At 66.1% G+C, this 3,257-nt stretch carries 3 protein-coding genes and 1 pseudogene; 2 read left to right on the forward strand and 2 right to left on the reverse strand.

The window, feature by feature from the left end; all coding sequences use genetic code 11:
* Positions 1-355: pseudogene (locus EOA27_RS28840) on the forward strand (isoprenylcysteine carboxylmethyltransferase family protein); the annotation flags it as partial.
* Between the two features lie 311 nt (positions 356-666).
* Here EOA27_RS28840 and EOA27_RS28845 read toward each other — a convergent pair.
* Together EOA27_RS28845 and EOA27_RS28850 are read right to left on the reverse strand one after the other, a co-directional pair.
* Positions 667-876, reverse strand: a complete 210-nt coding sequence (locus EOA27_RS28845) for a hypothetical protein (RefSeq protein ID WP_126080378.1) — start codon at positions 874-876, stop codon at positions 667-669.
* Positions 873-1,628 carry a COG4280 domain-containing protein gene (locus tag EOA27_RS28850; RefSeq protein ID WP_126080379.1) on the reverse strand — a complete coding sequence of 252 codons (756 nt, stop codon included), beginning with the start codon at positions 1,626-1,628 and terminating at the stop codon, positions 873-875. The genes EOA27_RS28845 and EOA27_RS28850 overlap by 4 nt, the downstream gene beginning before the upstream one ends.
* A 296-nt stretch (positions 1,629-1,924) precedes the next feature.
* Between EOA27_RS28850 and EOA27_RS28855 the strand changes: the two genes are divergently transcribed.
* Entirely contained in the window at positions 1,925-2,944 is a 1,020-nt protein-coding gene (locus EOA27_RS28855; protein WP_126080380.1) for an LLM class flavin-dependent oxidoreductase, read from the forward strand.
* Positions 2,945-3,257: the final 313 nt, after the last annotated feature.

Raw genomic sequence — 3,257 nt, forward strand, 5'->3', positions numbered from 1 at the left:
CTATTTCTTCTCGACCGTCGGCGCGGTCGGTATCGGGCTGATGTTTGGCTCGGTGCTGGCGGCCGCGATGCTCGGCCTGGCGAGCTTCCTCGTCTTTCGGTTCACCGCGCGCAAGGAGGCCGCGTATCTTGCCGGCAAGTTCGGCGCGGCTTACGCGGCCTATGCCGAACGCACGCCGTCCTTCTGGCCGAACCCGCTGCTCTACCGCGACGAGGCGCAGTGGCTGTTTTCGACGGGCGCGCTGAGGAACACGTTCCGCGACGGGCTCTATTTCCTGGCTCTGTTTCCGGTGATCGAGGCGGTCGAGTATTTCCGCCTCAGCGGCCACCTGCCGACGCTTTTTACGGTCTATTAGTTGCCCGGCACGGAACGACCGGCGGCTATGTTTGCTTGGCAGGCGGCATAGGCTGCAGATTGGCCGAAGCGCCTATCGCGATCGTCATCCTATGGCGGAGCAAGGAGCGAAGCGACGCGCGCAGACCATAGGATCCATGCCGTGACGTCGAGGCGTTGCCACGGTGCAGAATTCTGCGCCGCTGCGTTCCTTGGCCAAGGTCACGGAATGGATCCTCGGGTCTGCGCTCCGCTTCGCGTCGCTCCGCCCGTGGATGACGAGGGGCTTCGCCGATCTTCAGCGGTTGCGAGGCTTCACGGATTGAACGCCGGTCAACGCGCCCTGTCGCGCGCGGCGCGGCGCGTACTCTCCAGGATAATTGCCAAACAGCCGGCGAGAAGCAGTAGGCCGCCGACGAGCGGCGGCAGCCTCAGGAGTTTCACCGCGGCGGTGACGAGCGCGATCAGGATCAGCGCCAGCAGGGCCAGATTGCCGTCGTCGACGAACATGCCGACGAGTTCCTTGAAGACGAGACGGATCATCGAGCAACTCCCGTAGTAGGCGCCGGGTAAGCGCCGCGCAGCCAGCGCATAATGGCGAAGGATGCGGCGGCAGTGACGGCGAAGATGGCGAGCAGAGCGAGGTCGGCGCCCGGCCACTCGGCGCCGAGGCCTTCGCCGGTCCACAACACGCCGAAGCTGGTCAGCATCAGCCCGACGACGAATTTCAGCGAATTCTCGGGCACGCGCGCCAGGGGCCGGTGCACGGCAAGGCCGATCAGCATCACCAGCACGAAGGCCGCCAGCGCGCCAAGGCCGGCATAAAGCGTCTGGCCATGCGCGGCGCCGACGGCAATGACGATGAACACCACTTCGACGCCCTCGAGCAGCACCGCCTTGAACGACGCGACGGCGGCCAGATAGTCGGCACGGCGGTCGCCGGCCTGCCGCCGCAACATCGCGGTCTCCTTGGAAAAGGCCTGCTCCTCGTCATGCAGCGCGATCACGCCGACGCTGCGCAGGATCGCCTTCCGCAGCCAGCGCATGCCGAACAGGATCAGGAGCACGCCGACCACGAATTGCAGGACCGCGATGGGGACGAGCGCCAGCAGCGGGCCGAAAATAAGCACCAGCGCCGCAAGCAGGGCGAGCGCAAGTGCTGCGCCCGTCAGCGCGGGGCGCCAGCCGCGCGTCACCCCGACGGCAAGCACGATGGTGAAGGCTTCGACGACCTCGACGAAGGACGCCAGGAAAGAGGCCGTCACGGTGGAAAGTATCGGTGTCAGGCCATGCATGAAGCTTTTGTCCAATGCTGGGGAATCATCGGCTGGTGGGAACGATACAGCGCACGAGAGGCGGCGAGAATGCCGGAGGTGATCGCAGGGGCCGATCGGCGCGCTGGCACCGGCCTGCGCCACATGTGCCGTGGTTTGATCGCGCTCCGAGGCGAGAGTGGGACCGGACATTTCGAAGACTCATTGACGGTCTGTATCCGTTCGGTGTCCGTTGTATCGCGGCGCTGCCCTGGCTATCTGCGGGAGCAACAAGGCATTTGAGCGGCCGACGAGCCGCTCCAGCAGGAACGGAGCACATGAAGAAGATCGGATTTCTGTCCTTCGGGCATTGGTCGCCCTCGCCGCAATCGGGCACGCGCTCGGGCGCCGATGCGCTGCTGCAGTCGATCGACCTCGCGGTCGCGGCCGAGGAGCTCGGCGCCGACGGCGCCTACTACCGCGTCCACCATTTTGCCCGGCAGCTTGCCTCGCCGTTTCCGCTGCTGGCCGCCGCTGGCGCCAAGACCAAGCGGATCGAGCTCGGCACCGCCGTCATCGACATGCGCTACGAGAACCCGCTTTACATGGCCGAGGATGCGGGCGCCGCGGACCTGATCGCCGGCGGGCGCTTGCAGCTGGGCATCAGCCGCGGCTCGCCCGAGCAGGTGATCGATGGCTGGCGCTATTTCGGCTACGTGCCGCAAGAGGGCAAGAGCGACGCCGACATGGCGCGGAATCACGCCGAAATCTTCCTCGACCTGTTGCGCGGAGAAGGCTTTGCCCAGCCCAATCCGCGCCCGATGTTCCCCAATCCGCCCGGCCTGCTCAGGCTCGAGCCCTTCTCGGCCGGCCTGCGCGATCGCATCTGGTGGGGCGCGGCCACCGACGCCACCGCCGTCTGGGCGGCCAAGCTCGGCATGAACCTGCAGAGCTCGACGCTGAAATTCGACGAGAGCGGCGAGCCGCTGCATGTCCAGCAGGCCAAGCAGATCAGAGCCTATCGCGCCGCCTGGAAGGAAGCCGGCCACGCGCGGGAGCCGCGCGTCTCGGTCAGCCGCAGCATCTTTGCCCTCGTCAACGACATGGACCGCGCCTATTTCGGCGGCAGCGAGGGCGAGGACCATTTTGGCTATATCGAGCCCGAGAAGCGCGCCGTGTTCGGCCGCACCTATGCCGCCGAACCGGACGTACTGGTCGAGCAGCTCAGGGAGGACGAGGCGATCGCCGAGGCCGACACGCTGCTGCTCACCGTACCCAATCAGCTTGGCGTCGACTACAACGCCCATGTCATCGAGTCGATCCTGAAGCACGTCGCGCCGGCGCTGGGCTGGCGGTGACGGCGGTTGGGCGGGGGTATCATGCCGGCGATGATGATCAACATTTGACTCTATGACAGGCCTGCGGGCGCCAAACCGCCGGCGTTAGCGCCGCCCCTCATCCCCTGCCGGGAACTTCTCCCCGTATAGTGACGGGGAGAAGGCGCTGGCAGCGGCCGGGTGCTTGTTCTGCAGCGCTGGCGATTGGCGAAACCATTCGCGGCAGCGTCTTTCTCCCTGTCACTATACGGGGAGAAATGTCCGGCTATTCGAAGCGACAATGGCCCACCCTTTGCGTCGGCCGGCGTCACAGGGCTGACGCCGCTGGCAGTGC

Source organism: Mesorhizobium sp. M2A.F.Ca.ET.037.01.1.1 (assembly GCF_003998075.1).
Taxonomy (GTDB): domain Bacteria; phylum Pseudomonadota; class Alphaproteobacteria; order Rhizobiales; family Rhizobiaceae; genus Mesorhizobium.